The sequence below is a fragment of the Desulfosporosinus burensis genome (genome assembly GCF_054657535.1).
In genome coordinates this window covers 92517-112500 of the sequence record NZ_BAAHYN010000012.1, presented here as the reverse complement: position 1 = coordinate 112500, position 19984 = coordinate 92517, and the positions used below count along the sequence as shown (strand labels likewise).

The 19984-nt window shown below is 42.7% G+C and carries 17 protein-coding genes, 1 rRNA gene and 1 other annotated feature; of the genes, 1 reads left to right on the top strand and 17 read right to left on the bottom strand.

Annotation, left to right across the window (positions count from 1 at the left end; all coding sequences use genetic code 11):
- Positions 1-418: 418 nt before the first annotated feature.
- From ACYQ3Q_RS20340 to ACYQ3Q_RS20290, 11 genes are all read right to left on the bottom strand, one after another.
- Positions 419-2180: ribosomal RNA gene (locus ACYQ3Q_RS20340) — 16S ribosomal RNA — on the bottom strand.
- 529 nt (positions 2181-2709) lie between these two features.
- A complete protein-coding gene (locus ACYQ3Q_RS20335; RefSeq protein ID WP_459930333.1) occupies positions 2710-3144 on the bottom strand; it encodes a transposase in 435 nt (144 codons plus the stop codon).
- 116 nt (positions 3145-3260) lie between these two features.
- Positions 3261-3491 (bottom strand): hypothetical protein, encoded by a 231-nt coding sequence (locus ACYQ3Q_RS20330; protein WP_459930332.1) that lies wholly within the window; start codon positions 3489-3491, stop codon positions 3261-3263.
- Positions 3488-3910: an IS200/IS605 family transposase gene (tnpA, locus tag ACYQ3Q_RS20325; RefSeq protein WP_459930331.1), complete on the bottom strand. Its 423-nt coding sequence runs from the start codon at positions 3908-3910 to the stop codon at positions 3488-3490. The genes ACYQ3Q_RS20330 and tnpA overlap by 4 nt, the downstream gene beginning before the upstream one ends.
- Before the next feature lie 161 nt (positions 3911-4071).
- Complete coding sequence (recQ, locus tag ACYQ3Q_RS20320; RefSeq protein WP_459930330.1) at positions 4072-6294, bottom strand: DNA helicase RecQ; 2223 nt, start codon at positions 6292-6294, stop codon at positions 4072-4074.
- 77 nt (positions 6295-6371) lie between these two features.
- Positions 6372-7064 (bottom strand): protein-L-isoaspartate(D-aspartate) O-methyltransferase, encoded by a 693-nt coding sequence (locus ACYQ3Q_RS20315; RefSeq protein ID WP_459930329.1) that lies wholly within the window; start codon positions 7062-7064, stop codon positions 6372-6374.
- Between the two features lie 561 nt (positions 7065-7625).
- Positions 7626-8756: a M20/M25/M40 family metallo-hydrolase gene (locus tag ACYQ3Q_RS20310; protein ID WP_459930328.1), complete on the bottom strand. Its 1131-nt coding sequence runs from the start codon at positions 8754-8756 to the stop codon at positions 7626-7628.
- The gene (locus ACYQ3Q_RS20305; protein ID WP_459930327.1) at positions 8756-9097 is read right to left on the bottom strand and encodes an HIT family protein; all 342 of its coding nucleotides are present in this window, start codon (positions 9095-9097) and stop codon (positions 8756-8758) included. Before ACYQ3Q_RS20305 ends, ACYQ3Q_RS20310 begins: the two co-directional genes overlap by 1 nt.
- Before the next feature lie 65 nt (positions 9098-9162).
- A complete protein-coding gene (locus tag ACYQ3Q_RS20300; RefSeq protein ID WP_459930326.1) occupies positions 9163-9702 on the bottom strand; it encodes a chromate transporter in 540 nt (179 codons plus the stop codon).
- 38 nt (positions 9703-9740) lie between these two features.
- Entirely contained in the window at positions 9741-10268 is a 528-nt protein-coding gene (locus tag ACYQ3Q_RS20295; RefSeq protein WP_459930325.1) for a chromate transporter, read from the bottom strand.
- A 229-nt stretch (positions 10269-10497) separates the two neighbouring features.
- On the bottom strand, positions 10498-11166 hold the full coding sequence (locus tag ACYQ3Q_RS20290) for a GntR family transcriptional regulator (protein ID WP_459930324.1): 669 nt from the start codon (positions 11164-11166) through the stop codon (positions 10498-10500).
- A 244-nt stretch (positions 11167-11410) separates the two neighbouring features.
- Between ACYQ3Q_RS20290 and ACYQ3Q_RS20285 the strand changes: the two genes are divergently transcribed.
- Positions 11411-11968, top strand: coding sequence for a manganese catalase family protein (locus tag ACYQ3Q_RS20285; RefSeq protein ID WP_459930323.1), 558 nt, complete (start codon positions 11411-11413; stop codon positions 11966-11968).
- Between the two features lie 148 nt (positions 11969-12116).
- Here the strand turns inward: ACYQ3Q_RS20285 and ACYQ3Q_RS20280 are convergent, their stop codons facing one another.
- From ACYQ3Q_RS20280 to ACYQ3Q_RS20255, 6 genes are all read right to left on the bottom strand, one after another.
- The gene (locus ACYQ3Q_RS20280) at positions 12117-12365 is read right to left on the bottom strand and encodes a MoaD/ThiS family protein (protein ID WP_459930322.1); all 249 of its coding nucleotides are present in this window, start codon (positions 12363-12365) and stop codon (positions 12117-12119) included.
- Positions 12362-14260, bottom strand: coding sequence for an aldehyde ferredoxin oxidoreductase family protein (locus ACYQ3Q_RS20275; RefSeq protein WP_459930321.1), 1899 nt, complete (start codon positions 14258-14260; stop codon positions 12362-12364). Before ACYQ3Q_RS20275 ends, ACYQ3Q_RS20280 begins: the two co-directional genes overlap by 4 nt.
- 6 nt (positions 14261-14266) lie before the next feature.
- Positions 14267-15466, bottom strand: a complete 1200-nt coding sequence (locus ACYQ3Q_RS20270; protein ID WP_459930320.1) for an iron-containing alcohol dehydrogenase — start codon at positions 15464-15466, stop codon at positions 14267-14269.
- 221 nt (positions 15467-15687) lie between these two features.
- The gene (locus ACYQ3Q_RS20265; RefSeq protein ID WP_459930319.1) at positions 15688-16263 is read right to left on the bottom strand and encodes a TetR/AcrR family transcriptional regulator; all 576 of its coding nucleotides are present in this window, start codon (positions 16261-16263) and stop codon (positions 15688-15690) included.
- 445 nt (positions 16264-16708) lie between these two features.
- Positions 16709-17857, bottom strand: a complete 1149-nt coding sequence (locus ACYQ3Q_RS20260) for a bifunctional 3-deoxy-7-phosphoheptulonate synthase/chorismate mutase (protein ID WP_459930318.1) — start codon at positions 17855-17857, stop codon at positions 16709-16711.
- A gap of 192 nt (positions 17858-18049) precedes the next feature.
- Positions 18050-18305: a binding site (T-box leader), on the bottom strand.
- Between the two features lie 384 nt (positions 18306-18689).
- Entirely contained in the window at positions 18690-19928 is a 1239-nt protein-coding gene (locus ACYQ3Q_RS20255) for a DUF1015 domain-containing protein (protein ID WP_459930431.1), read from the bottom strand.
- Between the last annotated feature and the right edge of the window lie 56 nt (positions 19929-19984).

The window sequence follows — 19984 nt, the reverse complement described above, 5'->3', positions numbered from 1 at the left end:
ATGCAGTTTTCAAAGAACATTACGCGATGCGCGAAGTTCGAGGCGCGATGTTCGAATCGAAGTTTTAGCCTTTGGGCTAAAACAAGATCGTTATCTTACTTCTATATTCACGTTCGCTGAAAAATATAGGATCGGTAGTCAAGCATTTCTGCTTTAACTTCAATCCCGTCTGACTGAGTTTCCATTTCACAAAACCCTTCGTCCAACTCCCGTTATCCTTTCGGATCTCGGACATCGGACTTCGGACCTCGATCATCTGGTCTCTCAAAACTAAACAACAGCTCTTACCAATGAGTTGCCGATCCCTCGGCATGAGTCTTGCGACTCTAATGATCTCTCGCCAGACGTTAAGTCCTTTAAAAGAATCGACCCTTAGGATGTTCGTTTAAAGCGTGACGCTCTAAACAGTTCTCCTTAGAAAGGAGGTGATCCAGCCGCACCTTCCGATACGGCTACCTTGTTACGACTTCACCCCAATCATCGGCCCCACCTTCGACGGCTAGCTCCAATCCAGAGGTCAGAACTCAGATGCCTTTTCAGAGATCGGTTATCAGAGGCCAGATGTCAGATGCATGTAGTCTATTTAGACTAACTCTACTCTGACCTCTGGCTTCTGACCACTGACTTCCGTCTTGGCTTCTGCCCTCTGTCCTCTGGACCGGTTACCTCACCGGCTTCGGGTGTTGCAGACTTTCGTGGTGTGACGGGCGGTGTGTACAAGGCCCGGGAACGTATTCACCGCAGTATGCTGACCTGCGATTACTAGCGATTCCGACTTCATGCAGGCGAGTTGCAGCCTGCAATCCGAACTGAGACCGGCTTTCTCGGATTTGCTCCACCTCACGGCTTTGCTTCCGTCTGTACCGGCCATTGTAGCACGTGTGTAGCCCAGGACATAAGGGGCATGATGATTTGACGTCATCCCCACCTTCCTCCGGTTTATCACCGGCAGTCTGTCTAGAGTGCTCGCCTTCACGCGTTAGCAACTAAACACAGGGGTTGCGCTCGTTGCGGGACTTAACCCAACATCTCACGACACGAGCTGACGACAACCATGCACCACCTGTCTCTACGCTCCCCGAAGGGCACTCCCTAGTTTCCTAGAGATTCGTAGGATGTCAAGCCCTGGTAAGGTTCTTCGCGTTGCGTCGAATTAAACCACATGCTCCACCGCTTGTGCGGGCCCCCGTCAATTCCTTTGAGTTTCAACCTTGCGGCCGTACTCCCCAGGCGGAGTGCTTATTGTGTTAACTGCGGCACAGAAGGGGTCGATACCCTCTACACCTAGCACTCATCGTTTACGGCGTGGACTACCAGGGTATCTAATCCTGTTTGCTCCCCACGCTTTCGCGCCTCAGCGTCAGTTACAGTCCAGAAAGTCGCCTTCGCCACTGGTGTTCCTCCACATATCTACGCATTTCACCGCTACACGTGGAATTCCACTTTCCTCTCCTGTCCTCAAGATCCCCAGTTTCCGATGCACTCTCAGGGTTGAGCCCTGATCTTTCACACCAGACTTAACGATCCGCCTACGCGCCCTTTACGCCCAATAATTCCGGACAACGCTTGCCCCCTACGTATTACCGCGGCTGCTGGCACGTAGTTAGCCGGGGCTTCCTCCTTGGGTACCGTCATACTGACTCAATATTTTCAAATCAGTCATTCTTCCCCAAAGACAGTACTTTACAATCCGAAGACCTTCATCATACACGCGGCGTTGCTCCGTCAGACTTTCGTCCATTGCGGAAGATTCCCCACTGCTGCCTCCCGTAGGAGTCTGGGCCGTGTCTCAGTCCCAGTGTGGCCGTTCACCCTCTCAGGCCGGCTACTGATCGTCGCCTTGGTAGGCCTTTACCCCACCAACTAGCTAATCAGACGCGGGTCCATCCATAATCGGTAGCATTTTCAGAGGCCACCTTTCCTTAAACGCTGATGCCAGCATCTAAGATTATCCGGTATTAGCCCTCGTTTCCAAGGGTTGTCCCGGCTTTATGGGTAGGTTACCCACGCGTTACTCACCCGTCCGCCACTCCGGTTGTCAGATGTCAGAAACCGGATGCCAGATTAGGGTTTTTCCCTTCTGGCTTCTGGCCTCTGTCATCTGACTTCCGGCGTTCGACTTGCATGTGTTAGGCACGCCGCCAGCGTTCGTCCTGAGCCAGGATCAAACTCTCCAAAAAAAGTTATTCAAACTTCTACTATTGAAGAAGATGATTCGCTCATGATTTATTTTGAAACTCTCTCGAGTTTCTCTCATTGGCTGTCCTTGTTGTTTAGTTTTCAAAGACCATTAATTTTCCTTAGCCGTTTGCGGCCGGATTTACATATTAGCATTTCCAACTCTCGTTGTCAACAACTAATTTAAACTCAGTTTTGATCAAGCAGCTTGAAGCATTTACCCCTCACATTTCGATCATCGTGCGTTTGTGGCACTCAGTTATAATACCATTTTCAGCATCTGCTGTCAACTGTTATTTTTACCGACATTGCTCTCGGTCCCACTCGGTGGAGCAACTTTGTAATAGTATCATCGACATAAATAAATGTCAACTGTTTTTTTAGGTTGAATTCTTAGCCTTGTTCGGAAAAAACAAAACCAAGATCAGGCTTACTGCTGCCATAATGAGCACACCCCAAAAGACATAGCTTAGAGAACTCTCCAATGCTGATGTCATTGTCGTTAAAACCTCAGTAGGTAGCGCAGCTCGCTTAGAATGCTGATACTCTTTTACTCTGCTTAGGATATTTAACCCCCTTAGCTGACTGCTGAGCATCCGATAAACTATCGTAATAGCTGATCGTCTTATCAAAGTACCGGTTCAGAGACAACAATTGCCGGCCCAAGTGAATAAAACTTGTTCCATCATACATGGCCCCACTTAAAAAATTGTTAATCCCGAAATCAAGACTCATAAACTTTGTAGAAGGCGCATGTTCTAATTCCGGAATCTCGATGACAACAATGAGCTCATACTTGCCTTGCACTAACGGTTTAAACTCCAAGGTTTTAACCTTTTCGCCTTTGAGTTGTAGATGGTTCGGTACATCTACATAAAGAAACGTATCCTCAAAGCCGAAAGTTTCCTTTAAATAACCTCGGAGTTGTTTCGGTATAGAAAGCCTGATTTTATTTCCAGAGAGCACAGTGAATCCATCCTTTAGGTACTTTACGTTAAAGGGCTCATGTTTAAATTTTGGCGGTTTAGCATTTTCTATTCCGCCGGTCTTTTTAAGCTTCTAAGACGACTTCCAGGCGCCCTCTAACGTGTGCAATAATTCCTGTGCTGACTGAGATGGTAAGTTGTTATACCAGAAATGATTTTTAAGCCGTTTCTTTTGATCATACCAATTCGGATAAGAAATTCCCGACTCTTTGTCTTACGTTCATAGTTCGCAACATTCCAGAGTTTCCAAGCCGCATAAGCTAAGTGCCCAAGAACTAGGGATACATCTCCCGTGGCGTTAATAACACATGATTTAGCCAGTTTCAATCCTCGTCACCTCCCTTCCCCTGGCGTTCAATGTACATCTTGATAGACTCTTCTGAAATAGAGCCAATCGTCTCCAAGTAATAACTCGGATTCCACAGATGCCCTTTCCAAAGTTTCTTCGTAATCTCGGGAAATTTCAGGAGTAGCCTGCGTCCTGTGATTCCCTTCAGCATCTTTGCGATATAGGAGGGGGCAATCTTTGGATGGGCCGAAACAAAGACATGCACATGATCCTGTTCGCCCACTTCGCACGCTGCAATAATAAACTCCTTTTCTTGGGCAATGTCTTGGATCAAGTCTTTGAGATAGCGCTCAACTTCGGCTGTTAAGACTTTCCGTCGGTATTTCACCGACCATACAAGGTGATAGTTGACGTTGTAGACACAAGTACGTCCGTGAATTAAATGTTCTTTCTTCATACATATAGTATATCAATTCATCGCCCCATTGAAATAGGGGAGGATTCTTGGCGGGTTGTCCCAAATCTAGCTTTTGCTAATTTCTGCGAACCTCCCCCACGGGACATTTGAGGAGACCTGTAGAGGTGGAAGTCTTCTAGGGCCGGTTGATAAACCAACTCCTAAGCGTTCTCTCTCAATTTATGCTTCTCTAAAACTGCTCGGATCGTAAACCATTCTACCTCGTCGGATAGAAGATCTCTAATGGGTCGTAATCTCTCACGACCCACCTGTCTTACTGCCTCTAAAATATGGGATTCTTGATCTATGGGAATAAAATCATCCCAAGGCACAGCATGTCCTTCCTGAGAACATCGTACTAGATGATCCTCAACCGTGAGTAAAGTCACCTTCCTAATTTCTGCAATATCCTTTAAGGTGTATCCTTCTTGGTAGAGCTGAAAGGTTTGGAGATGACTTGACACTTTATCTTTAGCACTCTTCTCAGAGTTAGTACTCTTCGAAGCGTTAGTGCTTTTTGCGGAATTTGAAATCTCCTGTGAAGGGTCACTGTTTACTTGGACATTTAATAACTCTGAGGATAGCGATTTCGCGATCTCATTACCCTGTTTCTCTCCAATAAAATTCCGAATTTCCTCTAGAAATTGATCCCCGTATTTTTCTAACTTTCGCTCCCCAACTCCACTAATACGAATCAAGGAGCGTTTATCCTTCGGACATACTTGTGCCATTTCTCGTAAGGTAGTGTCTGCAAAGATCATGTACGGGGGTAGATTTTCCTGAAGAGCTATTTTTCTGCGCAACACACGAAGATGATCAAAGAGACTAACCTCTTCCCCTTTTTCACCAGATGGCTTACGTGATAATCTCTGCGTGACAGTTGCTTCCCCTTTTAAAACCGAAAGTGCTATAGGCAGGAGTTTTACAACTGGGTATTCACCAGTCGATAATTGTAAAAAGTTCTCCGCCACTAAATAGTTAATCCGATCTTTAATCTCTTGGAGTGGTATTTCTTTCATAATTCCATGCGTCGAAAGCTCGTCAAAGCGTAGTTCAAGAATTTTTGCCTTGCGCGATCCCTTTAATACCTCCGCCACCAATCCAATTCCGAAACGTTCTCGCATCCGATAAATGCAGGAAAATATCTTTTGGGCATCCACTGTGATATCGTTCATTTCACGATCGTCATTACAACTACTACAGTTCCCGCATTCTTCTTGAACATTTTCTTCATTAAAGTATTCTAAAATCGTCTTGCGTAAGCAACGAGGAGTGTGACAGTATTCGACCATCCCCTGAAGCTTCTTAAACTCATTCATTTTCCGCTCGGGTTGAAAAATACTCTGCTCAATTAAATATCGTTGTAATACGACATCCTGAGGGGAAAACAGCAATAAACACTCTCCTGGGTCTCCATCTCTGCCAGCACGTCCCGCCTCTTGATAGTAGGCTTCCATATTTTTAGGCATATTGTAATGGATTACGTACCGAACATTCGATTTATCAATTCCCATCCCGAACGCATTGGTAGCCACCATAACCGTTCTTTCATCGAAGAGAAAATCCTCTTGGCTTTTTTGACGATCTTCATCATTCATCCCCGCGTGGTATTTTCCAGCTTTGACACCACTTTTAGCAAGAAACTCTTGAAGACTGTCTACTTCTTTACGTGTCCCAGCATAAATAATGCCTGACTGATCGGCATGTGTTTGCACGTAATCCAAAACGAAAACCCTCTTGTTTTCTCCACGAAACGTTAAAAACGTCAGGTTTGGGCGGTCAAAACCAGTGACAAAGATGCCTGGTTGCTTTAACTCTAATAGACGGACAATATCTGCTTGGACCTCCTCAGTTGCCGTCGCTGTGAAAGCCCCGATCAGTGGTTTCTTCGGAAATGATGTAATAAAAGGTCCAAGCTGAAGATAACTCGGTCTAAAATCATGTCCCCACTGCGAGACGCAATGGGCCTCATCAATTGCCAAGAAGGAGACCTGCAGAGATTCCAAGAGGACACGAAAACTCTCCGACTCTAAGCGTTCAGGCGCAACATACAATAACTTATATTCTCCGTCTGCAGCCCGTTTAATCCGCGATCGAACTTCCTGAAGAGACAATGAACTATTAATAAAGGTGGCGGGTACCCCATATTGTTGCAGAGCGTCCACCTGATCTTTCATTAAGGAGATTAACGGGGAAATGACAAGAGTCGTTCCCTTAAATAACAATGTGGGAATTTGGTAAGCCAAGGATTTCCCTGCCCCTGTCGGCATAATGGCTAATGTATCCCTACCCCGGAGTAAACTTTCGATGACTTTTTGCTGGCCATCTCGGAATTGAGTATACCCGAAATACCTTTGCAGTACCTCCAAGGCCTTTTCCATCATAATAAGAACAACTCCTTAAGTTATTATAACTTTCTATGTTGTCTTCATTATAACAAAAAAATCCCAGTTAAGGGTTTTTAACTAGTAGATTTTTCAACCTCACCCCAACCCTCAGTACCGATTAAAGGAACAAAGCGCACTAACCCTAGATCTTCTTCTGACAATTCACCGGTCAGTGCTTTCTTAACACGTAGCAGATGTTGTTTTCCCTTATCTCCTACTGGAATAACCAAGCGCCCCCCCAGAGCTAATTGCTCAATTAAAGAATCTGGTATCACTGGGCCTCCCGCCGTAACTAAAATAGCATCAAATGGTGCCATTTCTGACCATCCCAATGTGCCGTCCCCCACGCGTACTCCAATATTTTTATAACCCTGCTTACTAAATTGTTCCTTCGCAAGCTGGGCAAGCAAGTAATGGCGTTCAATTGTATAGATGCTCAGAGCTATTCTAGATAGTATCGCTGCCGAATAACCGGACCCCGTTCCAATTTCCAAGACTTTATCACTCGCTTTAAGCTCTAAAGCTTGAGCCATAAGGGCTACAATATACGGTTGACTAATGGTTTGTCCCGCTTCAATTTCTAGGGCGGTGTCATAATACGCAAATGCTTGATTATTTTCACTCACATAGCTGTGTCGCGGAACCGCGAGCATACTCATGATGACTGCCTCATCGGTGATGTCACGCCCTCTGAGTTGCGTTTGTACCATCCATTCACATTCTGCCTGTCGACCTTCAAAACTATCCTTACAATAATCTTTGCTCAAATTTTTCTCCCCTTACCTTACGATATTTTTTTATTTTATCCGCATTGGAGAGTTTTTAATTTATATTAAGTATAAATATTTTATTTTTTATTTTTTTGCCATTATTATGTAGAAAGGAGGCGCTGCATGCGCCTCCCTCTTGGAGCTCGAGTATTAATGAAAGGTATCATCCTGTTTAATCCTATCACTAAAGAAATCTTTATTTATATCAGAATTTTAAACTTTGCCACCACATTAAAGTTAACCCTGGCACAATGGAAGCTCCCTTTAAGAAGCTTCATTATATGAGTAAGAAGAGGATTTAGCACTGTAATACAGGCATCCAAGTATTGTAGGCAAATACCTAACGGATTATTAATCTCATGGGCTACTCCTGCAGCAAGCTCTCCTGTTCAATGACCTCAGTTCCATTCATTATAGGCATGATAATGTCCAAAAGAACAATATCGATATCATGCTCTATAACAAGTTTCTCCACTTCCAATGGGCTTTGGCATAAAAATACCAAATAGAAGGCCTATCCTTTGGATAATCCTTCTATACGTTTTAAATCTTAACTATTTAGCATTTTTCAACCTTCGCTACAGCCTTAATAATCTCCACAACTAACGTCGCTGTCCTGTAAAGATCTTCTTCTTCGATACTTTCCTCTGTTGTATGCGGCTTTTGCATACCGGTTCCCAATACAACACACGGTACACCGTAGAGATTATAATAATTAGCATCGCTTCCCCCGCCAGTTGGACCGAAGGTTACCTTTAATCCTGCGTTTTTAGCAGCTTGACTGGCAATGACTGCTACTTGAGATTCCTCCCTAAGTGTAAATGGATCGTATAACCTAACTACCTCAATCTCGGCAACCGCTCCCATTTCCTCGGCACAACCCCGAAACGCTCGGCACATTTGATCAGTCTGACTTTCTAGTTTCCCTAAATCACGGCTTCTTGATTCACACGTGATTTCTACCCAGTCAGCGACAATATTTGTGGCCCTGCCACCTTGGATTGTTCCAATATTTGCGGTCGTTTCTTCATCTATCCTACCTGTTGGCATGCTAGCGATCGCTTTCGCTGCTACAACAATAGCGCTGATTCCCTCTTCAGGGGCCGCACCTGCATGAGAAGCCTTGCCTTTAATGGTTACGTTGAGACGATCTTGCCCAGGGGCGGCAAGAACAATTTCTCCAGGTCCGCCGACACAGTCGAGAATAAATCCAACATCCGCTTTCAAGAGAGTTTTAGCTAGATTCTTTGCGCCGTTGAGTCCCCCTTCTTCAGCGACACTAAAAATCACCTGAATATCTCCATGCTCAAGACGTTTTTCTCGGATAACTCTGATAGCTTCTAAAATGGGGGCTATTCCTGATTTATCGTCTGCGCCTAAAATTGTCGATTTAGCGGAAGTGATCACTCCATTATGTAGTACAGGCTCAATATTTAGACAAGGGTCTACTGTGTCCATATGCGCAGATAGTAAAACAGTCGGAGCCTTCGGAAGGTTCCCTTTTAGGTAAGCGATAACATTGCCGCAGTTGCCACTAATCAATTGACCCGCGTTATCTTCCGTAACACTTAAGCCTAAACTTTCAAGACGATTTTTAAGAACATCTGCGATTTCTCGTTCATTTTTAGTAGGCGAATCAATTTTGATTAGCTCAAAAAACTCGGCCAATAATCTTTCTCGATTGATCATTAGGTATGCCACCGCACAGTCCCAGCATCCCCTTGATAACGGGGTATGACATGAACATGCAAGTGGAAAATTGTCTGTCCGGAAGCGGTTCCTGTATTAGCCCCTACATTGTATCCATCTGGATGATACTTTTCGTCCAGTTCCGCCTTTACTCTTTGGAGAAGATTTCCTATACTTGCCATCTCCTCTGCGGTCGCCTCAAAGATATTACTAATGTGTCTCTTGGTTACAATCAAGACATGCCCCTCGCTGACAGGATACTTGTCAAAGAATGCCAAGGCTAGTTCATTTTCTAAGAAGATCTTAGTCCCTGGCAGAGTGCAAAAAATGCATTCTTTCATCACTGTCCACTCCTTCATCTTATTTGCTATACATAATGGACAAACATTAGCAAGCATCTAATCCTCTACTTTTTAGTTCGTCCATACACAGCCCAACCGAACAACATCGATGTCACAATAATAAAGGCCGGATGAATATTGGCTAAATAGAGCAAAGCGATCGTTACAACCGCGATTCCCCAAGTACTACTGGTCGGAAATGCTTTTTTGCCCATATCATAAGCAGTTTCCGCGACAAGAACTACGACGACTGGACGGACAGCCTGAAGCATAGCCTTGAGTTCTGGTGAATTAGAATATTTTATAATGAGACTTCCTAGAAAAACCACAACGATCACGGTTGGAGCGACTGTTCCTAATACAGCGGCTAAAGCTCCTAGCCAACCAGATACCTTATAACCGATATAGGCGGCCATTTTTGTCGCAATAGGCCCAGGTAAGGCGTTACCGATCGCTAGGGAATCCGCAAACTCTTCGTTATCCATCCACTTATATCGATCAACAGCTTCTGCTTTCACAAGGGGAATCAGTGAAGGACCTCCACCAAAACCTAGATTTGAAGCACGGGTAAAGCCTATAAACAGGTCCCAGAGTTTCATTAGCAAACCATCCCCTTTTAACACCAATTAAATAATACTATAGTTCAACGAAAAACTACTAACCCAAATACCATAGCTACGACAATAATTAAAGCGGGATGTAGCTTCAACCAATATAACGAAACCACCGTCCCCAAAGCTATGCCCCAAGTTATTAGATTTGGGAAAGATCCTATACTCATGTCAAAAGCGGTTTGAGCTATTAAGACTACAACAACGGGGCGTACTCCCTTTAGCATTCCTTTTAAGACTGGAGAATTGGAGTACTTCATTAAAAACCGTGCCAGTAAAATGACAGCCAGCGCGGTAGGTAGGATCACTCCGATTAAGGCTGCTAAGGCTCCTAACCAGCCGGCCTCTTGATACCCAACATATCCCGCCAATTTAGTAGCAATTGGACCTGGCAGAGCATTTCCAACGGCAAGTGCATCTGTAAACTCCGCGTTCGTCATCCAGTGATACCGCTCTACCACTTCAATTTTAATGAGTGGAATGACTGCTGGCCCACCGCCGAAGCCCAGGTTACTAGCTCTAGCAAAAGCAATTAGCAAATCCCAAAGTTGTGATAACATTGTATTTCATCTCCTTCCTCTGTCCAGATTAAATTCCTTTAATCAAATATTCCAGACTTGTCTCTGTTAGTTTTCTTAGCGTAAGTATAAAGCCTTAAGTCCAGAAATTCAATAGATTTGGTATACCATATTAGTGATTTTTGTATACCAAATTTCATTAACTATGAATTAATTGAGTACTACTCTCCTAAAAATGACTCCGATAAGGTATACACCTTTATGAATTATCTCAAAAAGCCATCTCCAAATAAGCTTTGCTCGAATTTTCCGCGTGCCTTTTGCCGGTGGCCTCAGCTTCTGAGCTGTCATGTCTACGTAGAGCCTCAATGATCGCACTGTGTTCCACCCATACTTCTTCAGGTCGCCCAGGTTTAGAATAGGCCACTTGAGTGAACTTCGTTATATACTCGTGCAAGGTATTAAGAAAATCGTAGACTCTTGGGCTTTCAGCGGTTCTATAAATTATCTCATGAAATTTATCGTTCAATTGGTTGGATTTTTTAAAGTTTCCTTTTCTATGTTCGTCTGAAATCTGCTTAGATAACGTTTCCAAACGGTCTAATTCTCGAGGTCTAATTTTCGAAGCTGCAATACCACAAATAAGCGCTTCTAATGATGTCCTAATCACCAGAATCTCTACGATATCTGCCTTGGTGAATCCAGAAACCACTACCCCTTTGCGTGGAATATGAGTTACCAACCTTTCCAATACAAGCTTGTGAATTGCTTCGCGTACCGGAGTCCTGCTAATCCCCAGTTGTTCTGCAATAATACGTTCCACAAGTCTCTGTCCCGGTTCTAACTTTTTGTCTAGAATAGCATTTCTGAGAATTGAAAACACCGAATCCCGGATATGACCTTTATCATCGAACTTAATAGGTGAAAAATGATGTGCCACATTCCTTCCCCCCTATAGAAACTTTTAATGATCTCTACTTTCAACGCCATTATAAATCCATTGCTAGACTAAAGGCAAGTAAAACATGGTATACCATATTCCAAAAACCAAACAAGTAATCGCTACCGAGCTAGTGAACCCTGGCAATTCTTATGGATCACGTATTATGAGAATGACACCATAACCAAAAGATCTCCTTAATCATATAATGAAGTCAGAAAGATTTTATATAGGAGGGCTAACTATGTTTAGTTATAGCAAGTCATTATTTTATCCGGTTCAGGTTCAACTCCGTGACCCGGTGTTTGGCCAAGTATTAATGGAGCATTATGGTGGCAAGGACAGTGAATATTCCGCGGCATCTCAATACCTAAATCATCGTTCCAACATGCGCAACCGATATCTTCGTGATCTATTGGGGCTCATTGCAGCGGAAGAAATGGGTCACATGGAAATGATCGCCGTCGCTATTAACAAGTTAGGAGGGCCACCACTATCTTACGTTAATTCGCAAGGAATCCCTTGGAATATCAATTATCTCGATCAAAGCTTAGACCCCATCGCCATGCTCCAAGCTGACGTGGAAGCAGAGGTTCGGGCCCGGATTTTATACAATAAGCATTTTACAATGACCAATGACCCCGGGCTTAAAAAGATGATTAGTTTCTTGGGGAGCAGGGAAGATGTTCATAAACACCTTTTCCAAAAAGCTCAGATGATGATTCGACAAGGATCACCTCCTGAACAATTTAATGAGTTACTCGTTGAGTATAAAATGAGTCTGCAGATATTTGAGAATTAGAGTGCTGGTGAACTCGTTCAACTAATGCTCAAATGCCAAAAAATATGAGCAAACTGTATCCAACATGATACAGTTTGCTCATTTCCTAACTGATTTTAGCCATGAAGTATAGTCTGACCATTTCTTATCTACATCCCCATAACTCGGCTTAACCCCCGCTTGCAGGACTGAGTAATGCCAACTCATCACCCGCTTTGAGCACCACAGAAAAACGCTTATTTCCACTGATTTGCTGTTTATTGACAAACATAATTGCTTCTATTAGGTCCTGTTCTGAGATGTTGGGACAGCTTTGCCTGATCTCATTGAACACCTGTCTTACTGTTCCTTCTTTTACAAGCAGCTGCCTTATACTGCAGTCCACACTAATCAACCCAAAAAACTTAACAGTAATCATACACTATAGTCTTCCAAACTTAACTTCTTCAGTCTACGTTTTGTTGGCACACCCTGGTCATCCCAGCCTCTGATTTTGTAGTAGTCCTTAAGCATTCCTTGCAGCTTAACCTTACTGTCCGCATCCTCTGCCCTTTGCAGTTCACTAGTAAGTCTCTTGGGCAGAGTATCATCACTACCCTTCAGACCTTGTCTCAGGTTGATAATCCTTTCTAGATTATAGCCCCTTTCACCAGTCTTGATAAAGCTTCCAATCGTTGCATTAAAGCCTGTCACTGCTTTAATGGAATATGGATGCGGTAGGATACTCTTAAGGTTAAAGTTCATTAAACTTGTATGGTTATGCAAAAGGCCCACTAGCCAACCAAAAGATGGGATTGCCTTGTTAATAAACCTTACAAGACTCTGATTCGGATTTTTCACCAATGCCTCTGGTAGTAATGAATAAGTGGTAAATAGACAGGTACCACCAGCAGATACTGCCTCCATCAAATCCTGAAAGAAGATGGTATAGGCAGCTTTTCCGCTGGCAATCTTTCCACTAACGTTCAGTCCCAGCCCTTCAAGCACAACTAGATAACCTCCGTTTAAGTGACAACCCCCTCTGTTTGACGTTGCATACCCTAAGCCCATTCCCTGTGCTGCACGTGGTTCATAAGCAGCAATTTCCAGACCCTTAACATTCATGGCAAAGTCACTACCGCCATATCTTTCCGATATGCGTTTTGTTCCTTCCGCCAATACATCTCCAATGCCTTTACGAGTTGCTACTTTTTTAACTAATTCCTCTAGAGTTGAGCAATCTCCAAACGTTAAACCATTCTTCCATAAACCTTTTTCATTGAGCTCCATTGCAAAACCAACACTACTGCCAAAGCTAATGGTATCAAGTCCATACTCATCACAGAGATGATTGAGGTTTAAGATACTTTGCAGATCATTGTTCAGCAGATTGCTGCCAAGCAAGCCCAAAGTTTCTAACTCAGGCCCTTTAACTTCTTTTCCATGGACTTTAACCACCCTGCCACACTGTATTGGGCACGTTACACAGCCCTTGTATTTTATTGTATAATCTCGCTTTAATGTTTCACCATTAATCGCTTCAAAGTCGTCATAATTACCCCTTGAATAATTCTTGGTCGCAAGTTGATTGCGAAAATTCATCATACTTACAAGCCCAGCAGTTCCAAGCCCTGGCAGCTGTTCACCTGTAATTAGATGTGACTTAAGCTTTTTAACCCAATTCAGGTTGTGTTTTTTGAAACCTTCCTGAGCGGAAATTTCTATCTTCTCTGTTCCGCTGGCAACAATCCCTTTAAGATTCTTGAAGCCAAACACAGCACCAACTCCACCACGCCCTGCTGCACGCTCCTCACTGATCACAGCAGCATACCTGACCATATTTTCACCAGCAATCCCTATGACGAACTTGCCTCTGCTTTTTCCACCCAACAGGTCTTGAGCCTCACCTGTATTTTTGCCCCATAAATGTTCAGCATTTTTGATTGAAATATCTTCAGATGTAATATCAATATAGACCTTTTCTTTGCTTTTTCCGCCAATAACCATTCCATCGTAACCAGCACGCTTAAGGTGCAACCCAAAGCTTCCACCACAATTTGAGGAAACCAACAGACCTGTTAAAGGGGAAATTGTGGACACATTGAATCTGGAGGAACATGGTGATGTTGAACTGGTAAGAGGGGAAGTTGTGATCACAATTATGTTTTCCTCAGAAAAGGCTTCCACCTTACTCTTGAAAGAATCATAAATGACCTTTGCAGCCAGCGTTTTGCCGCCTATAAACAGTTCTCGATCCTGATCGGATACAAGATAGTCTCCTACTATACCACTGCTCAAATTAATCTTAGCAATTTTCCCAGCATAACCAAACATATTCACCTACTCCTTAATCACATGATAAATCTTCAACATATCCTCTTTCGACATAATCTTTGGCACAGGATAAAGTGGGTTGCTTTCTGCCAGAGCACGTTTTACCATCAAAGGAATATCGCTCTCCACAATACCCTTGAACTTTTTGGGAATGCCCATACTTTGATTGAGTTGTTTTATGGACTCAATAAACTTCATTGCCTTTTGTTGCTTGGTGTCGGTCGGTGCACTTATGCCAACCAAATCAGCTAATTCGGCTAAAGATTGGTGCACTGATTCACCATAATACTCTAGGATATAAGGCAAGATGATAGCATTAGCTAGTCCATGAGGAGCCGAGTAAAATCCGCCTAGGGTATGGGCGATGGCATGCACATAACCAACATAGGCCCGTGTGAAGGCAAGTCCTGCCAAAAAGGAAGCCTGTTGCATATTCTCACGTGCGACAAGGTTTGTGCCATTGGAATATGCCTCAAAGATGTTTGCAAAAATTAGCTTTATCGCCTCTCTGCTCTGTTGTTTTGTCTGTGTTGTGTTACTTCTGCCAATGTAAGCCTCGACGGCATGTGTCAAAGCATCAACTCCCGTTGTCGAAGTGATATGCGGGGGTAGATTAACCGTAAGCAAGGGATCCATTACAGCATAATGTGGAATGAGTGAAGTGTCATTAATGGCATACTTTTCATGCGTCTTGCTATCGGTTATTACGGCAGCAACTGTCGTTTCACTCCCTGTGCCAGAAGTTGTTGGAATGGCAAATAGCGGTGGGATCTTTTTCAAAACTTTAAAAACGCCCTTCATCTGAGAAATAGTCTTTTTAGGTCTTGCTACACGCGCACCCACACCCTTTGCGCAATCCATTGGCGACCCGCCGCCAAAAGCAACAATACCTTGGCAATTGTTTGCCTTGTACATCTGCAATGCTTCCTCAATATTATCAATGGTTGGGTTCGGAACAGTTTTGTCATACACAACAAAGTCCACACCCTCATCACTTAAGCCTTTAAGTAATTCATCTAGCAGTCCAAGTGAGGCAATAATCTTGTCAGTTACTATCAAAACGCTGTTAATACCCTTGCTTTTAATTAGCTTGGGCAGCTTTTTCAAGCTGTTTGCTCCTTGAGTTAACTCAGGCTTACGCCAAGGCAGCAGGTAAGAAACCAATTTGAAAACACTTTGATAAATCCTGCAATACAATTTATACATTATAAACCCCCTCTTTCTATTTAAAGTTAAAGGCAATTTTATGAGGCATATTAAATAATCATCCCTTTAATAAATCCGTCACTAATCCTTATGCCTTTTCCTTTAAATTCTTCTATTCCAAGACACTTACCAAATAACTTTAATGATTACTTTTTTCACAACCCCCTAACCCTTCATATGTACTTATCTGTCGTCCGACCGACCGATAAGCCCTAAAAAAATTATTCAACCTTCGAAAAGATATTGGCTATGCCGTCAATTGGAATTTTTTCTACACCAAGTCTCCACTGAATTGTAAATCCGTCAAGCGCTGCTAGTATTATATAGGATAATACGCTATAGTCGGCTGTTCTATTTTTTAGCACCTTTCTCAAACCATCTTCCAGTGCTATTCTCCACTCCTTATATTTTTCTCTGAAGCGTTGCTTAAGAGGTTCATTGCTTGTTACTGCATCACTAACCAAATAAAGATGTAGTTTACCTCTGGTTTCCGCAGTTGATATTCTTTCGAATACCACCCTTAATATTTCCTCTGGAGCGATATTCTGCTCAATATTATCAATCCAGGATAAAAGCTCTTCTGTGATTTGTTTAAGATGAATATCCGCAATGTCATAGATAATATCATTCTTATTCGAATAATAGTAATATAATGTTCCTTTGCTTATGCCAACTTCTTTTGAGATATCTGCCAGACTGGTATTTTTGACGCCCTTCTGGGCAATCAATTTACTTGCTGCATCAAGTATACTTTGTCGTGCACTGGTTAGTTGTCCTTCTGTATCTTCTTTACTCATTATTTCACTCCATATCACGGTCAGTCAGCCACCCGACCGACTTAATAATTACATTGTAGTTTTATTTTAACGAGTAGTCAACATGTCGGCATGGCATCATAGCAATATAGTTATTAATAGGAATGTTTGCATCCTGATTCTGTTATTAAGCAACTGGAACAGCCCTGGAAATCACTCTCATCAAATCTAACAATAGGTATCTCCAACAGTTTCGAGCGGTATAACTGCAATTCACAACTACGAATTAACTAAATAATTTAGCCCAAAAGGGACCGTATTGAAACTAAGTTGATATGCTCCTCCCCTGGTAGTAGGTTTTATTATTTAACCTGTCTACCATGGGGGGAACATATCAGTTTCGCCACGGCCCCCTTTGCTTTTCCCACGATCGTGTGATTAAGCATCTCTTTCTCTTATTAAGGAAGAGATTTTTATCTATCCAAATTTATTTACTCCCTAAATGAGAAATAAGCGATAGATCCAGGTCTTTTTCTCTCACTAATTTTCGCTTGATTTGGGATTGGACTGCAACCTCGAAAATTACAGGATAGATCTTCTTTACCAATTCTGAAGGGAGCTCTAATTCATTGCCAAGATTAATAAGGCGCTGTAAAACTTCTCTTTCCCGAGCGGTATCCTTCACCCGATCCAGACGCTTTTGATCCGCTACTTTACTGACAATTTGCATACGAGCAGCTAGACATTCGATAATAGTTTGATCAATATCATCAATTTGGTTGCGCAAGGATTCAAGTGACTCCTCATCCTTTGTCCCACCACAGGCGAAGATTCTCTTGACCGATTCGGCGACCACACCCAGTTCTCCAGCGAGTTGGACAAATTGTTCAGGGTACAATGACTGGGCTCCATCGCTGACTGCCTCGGCAGGATTAGGGTGCATCTCGATCAATAGACCATCCGCTCCGCAGGCAATAGCGGCCTTAGATAGGGATGCGATCAAATCTCTTCTGCCCGCTGCATGACTTGGATCCACAATCACCGGTAAATGCGAAAGCTCTTTAGCTACTCCGACTGCACTAAGATCTAAGGTGTTACGAGTACAGGGTTCATAGGTGCGAATTCCTCGTTCACAAAGAATGACGTTCGGGTTGCCAGCAGATAAAATGTATTCAGCCGCCAGCAGCCATTCTTCAATCGTTGCAGATAAACCCCTTTTGAGGATTATCGGTTTGTTGATTTTACCAGCCATTTTTAGAAGCTCGAAGTTTTGCATATTTCGGGCACCGATTTGAATAATGTCAATCTCGTCGACCACTAACTCGAGGCTTGGAGCATCGATTACTTCTGTAACACAAAGTAAATCCTGCTCCTTAGCAGCTTGCACTAAATAATTAAGCCCCTCCCTGCCCAAGCCTTGGAAACTATAGGGTGAAGTACGTGGCTTGAAAACCCCACCCCGCAAAATTTTTCCTCCCGCTTTTTTTACGGTCTCAGCCGATTGACTCATCTGAATACTTGATTCTACAGCACAGGGTCCGCCTATGAGAATAATTTCCTTGCCCCCGATAGTTACCCCTTTAACCTCAAAAGAACTACGTTCCGCCTTCAGTCCTGCTAATTTCAAATCTTTCATAGTAATTGCCTCCCTTATTTAAATTAAAAAAGTCCACGGCACATCCCCTAATAGGGACGAAAGCCGTGGACTTCCGCGTTACCACCCATTTTGACCACAATTGGTCCTCTCAACAAAGGTACAGTCTATCAATTCACATTTGTCGAATATCTCAGTCTAGCCATAACAAAAAATAAAAAACTTCTCATCCCTTGAAGGGACGAGAAGTTATATCTCGCGTTACCACCCAACTTAAGCCAAAAAGGCCACTCGACAAAGGTACGGGAATTGATATCCGATACCCCCTTCCTGTTAACGGTGAAGAACCGTCCTGGCCTACTTGTTTACGTTCAGCCGGGCAGCTCGGGAGGGAACTTCACCTATCATCACACATAGAAGAGTTTTCAGTCGAGACTCTTCCTCCCTGAAAGGTAATAAATAGACTACTTTTCTCCGTCTTAGCTTTTAAAGAATTTAATTACTTGTATTATAACACTACTAGGAATTTTGTCAACTATTAATTATAAATTGATAAAAACAGAGCCCATCAATCTGGGCTCTGTTTGGATGACTAATTCACGTTCTACTTAGGATTTGGACCAAGCCAATAAGGCTGTAGCGATTGCAACCAATGCCAACGGCGGTATTTACAACTTGTCAATCAGTCTGAATTTGCCATGAACTTCATCTCAAAACATAGTATAACCCTTTTTTAAAGTATTATACATGGTCTAGATTTTTTCCTCTTCTAGCCTATAAATAGTAGTTACGTCTGGCTTTCGTCACTTCAGACTATCGTAACTGAAGCCTCGATGTCCAGCTTTAGCTGAACGAGTTTACCCTAGTCTTCCCTCTAACTTAACTCATGAATAAATATTCCGCTTCTCAGCTTCGGCTCAAACCAAGTCGATTTGGGGGGCATCAATTGACCTGCATCAGATACTTCAAACAACTCATTAATTGAAGTCGGAAACATTGAAAAGGCAAGCTTCATATCACTGTTGGCTCTTTTTTCAAGTTCTTTAAGCCCTCTTATTCCACCGACAAAGTCTATTCTTTTATCTGTTCTTATGTCGATGATATTAAGAACTGGAGTTAAGATATGATTTTGAAGCAATGCAACATCGAGCCCGTCAACAGGATTCGTTGAACGGATTTCATCCTTTGCCGTTAACTTATACCACACTCCCTCTACGTACATCCCATACGTCGATTTTTCTATAGGTTTATAGGGTTCTGCCCCCATTTCTTCCACTAAAAAGGCTTTGGCTACTTCAGTCAAAAATTCATCTTTACTATGCTGATTTAGATCTTTGACTACGCGGTTATAATCCAAAATCATCAATTGGTCATGTGGAAAAAGCACAGACAGGAAGAAGTTGTATTCCTCGTCTCCAGTATACCCTGGATTTTCTTCTCTTCGTTTTAAGCCAACCTTTACCGCTGAAGCTGTTCTATGGTGGCCATCCGCTATATAGATACTTTGTATAGTTTTAAACTCTGTATAGATCGTTTCTATGTCGCTTTCCTGATCTATTTTCCAGACTGTATGTCTAACTCCATCCGGAGCTACAAAATCGTATAATCGAGTTTTCTTCTTTATCGAGTCCACTACTTGATTAATGATTTTTTGAGAACGATACGCTAAAAATATAGGCCCTGTTTGAGCATTACAAATATCGACATGGTTTATTCTATCAATTTCTTTGTCTTCTCTCGTTTTCTCATGCTTTTTGATCACATTATCGAGGTAATCATCTATTGCTGCACAGCCTACTAAACCAGTCTGGGAACGGCCTTCCATTGTCAGTTCATAGACATAGTAGCAGCACTGACCTTCCTTAACTAATAGACCGTCATTGATCATATCTTGAAGACTATCTCTGGCTTTCTCATAGACCTTAGTCTCATAAGGATTGAAGTCCTTATCAAATTGTGTCTCTGCTCTATCAATTTTCAAAAAAGATAGAGGTTGCTTTAATACTTCTTCTAAAGCTTCTTGACGATTATAAACATCATAGGGAAGTGCTGCCACTTTACTGACAACATCTTCTCTAGGTCGTAGCGAATTAAAAGGTCTAATAATTGCCAATGCTCTTTCCTCCACATCATAAAGCTCTTCTGAAACAGTGGTGTGAAACAAGGGAC

What these genes read in the sequence shown, in the direction of transcription:
- tnpA (WP_459930331.1), bottom strand. Translation starts at nt 3,910, where the DNA reads ATGAAGAAAGAACATTTAATTCACGGACGTACTTGTGTCTACAACGTC.
- recQ (WP_459930330.1), bottom strand. Translation starts at nt 6,294, where the DNA reads ATGATGGAAAAGGCCTTGGAGGTACTGCAAAGGTATTTCGGGTATACT.
- ACYQ3Q_RS20310 (WP_459930328.1), bottom strand. Translation starts at nt 8,756, where the DNA reads ATGATCAATCGAGAAAGATTATTGGCCGAGTTTTTTGAGCTAATCAAA.
- ACYQ3Q_RS20305 (WP_459930327.1), bottom strand. Translation starts at nt 9,097, where the DNA reads ATGAAAGAATGCATTTTTTGCACTCTGCCAGGGACTAAGATCTTCTTA.
- ACYQ3Q_RS20295 (WP_459930325.1), bottom strand. Translation starts at nt 10,268, where the DNA reads ATGTTATCACAACTTTGGGATTTGCTAATTGCTTTTGCTAGAGCTAGT.
- ACYQ3Q_RS20285 (WP_459930323.1), top strand. Translation starts at nt 11,411, where the DNA reads ATGTTTAGTTATAGCAAGTCATTATTTTATCCGGTTCAGGTTCAACTC.
- ACYQ3Q_RS20280 (WP_459930322.1), bottom strand. Translation starts at nt 12,365, where the DNA reads ATGATTACTGTTAAGTTTTTTGGGTTGATTAGTGTGGACTGCAGTATA.
- ACYQ3Q_RS20275 (WP_459930321.1), bottom strand. Translation starts at nt 14,260, where the DNA reads ATGTTTGGTTATGCTGGGAAAATTGCTAAGATTAATTTGAGCAGTGGT.
- ACYQ3Q_RS20270 (WP_459930320.1), bottom strand. Translation starts at nt 15,466, where the DNA reads ATGTATAAATTGTATTGCAGGATTTATCAAAGTGTTTTCAAATTGGTT.
- ACYQ3Q_RS20265 (WP_459930319.1), bottom strand. Translation starts at nt 16,263, where the DNA reads ATGAGTAAAGAAGATACAGAAGGACAACTAACCAGTGCACGACAAAGT.
- ACYQ3Q_RS20260 (WP_459930318.1), bottom strand. Translation starts at nt 17,857, where the DNA reads ATGAAAGATTTGAAATTAGCAGGACTGAAGGCGGAACGTAGTTCTTTT.